Source organism: Mesorhizobium sp. M4B.F.Ca.ET.143.01.1.1, assembly GCF_004792275.1.
GTDB lineage: Bacteria > Pseudomonadota > Alphaproteobacteria > Rhizobiales > Rhizobiaceae > Mesorhizobium > Mesorhizobium abyssinicae.
On the sequence record NZ_SRSR01000113.1, the window covers coordinates 1 to 405 of the forward strand.

The 405-nt window shown below is 65.4% G+C and carries 1 protein-coding gene; it reads right to left on the bottom strand.

All coding sequences use genetic code 11. The annotated features are described in order from the left end of the window. Positions 1-405: succinylglutamate desuccinylase/aspartoacylase family protein (locus EN786_RS36200; RefSeq protein ID WP_189524378.1), on the bottom strand; the 405-nt coding region annotated here is incomplete at both ends.

Consider the following 405-nt stretch of genomic DNA (forward strand, 5'->3'; position numbering starts at 1 on the left):
GGCGAAGGCCTTTTTCTCCTGCTCCTTGTCCGGGAGCGTATGAGCGGCGCAGAAGGGCACGAAATCCAGCGTTTTTCCGCCGGAGTGGAAGTCGAAGACGATATCCGCGCGCGGCAGCAACTCGCGCTGGAAATAGTCTGCGATCTTCTCCGTCACCGTGCCGTCGGGCCGGCCGGGGAAGGAGCGGTTCATGTTGCCCTTGTCGATCGGCGAGGTGCGCGTGCCGGCCCGGAAAGCCGGATAGTTCATCGCCGGCACGATGATCACCGTGCCGCTGACCTGGCTGGGATCGAGCGTTCGGGCGAGTTCGTAGAGCGCCAGCGGCCCCTCATACTCGTCCCCATGGTTGCCGCCGGTCAGCAGCGCCGCCGGCCCCTTGCCGTTGCGGATGACGCAGATCGGGAT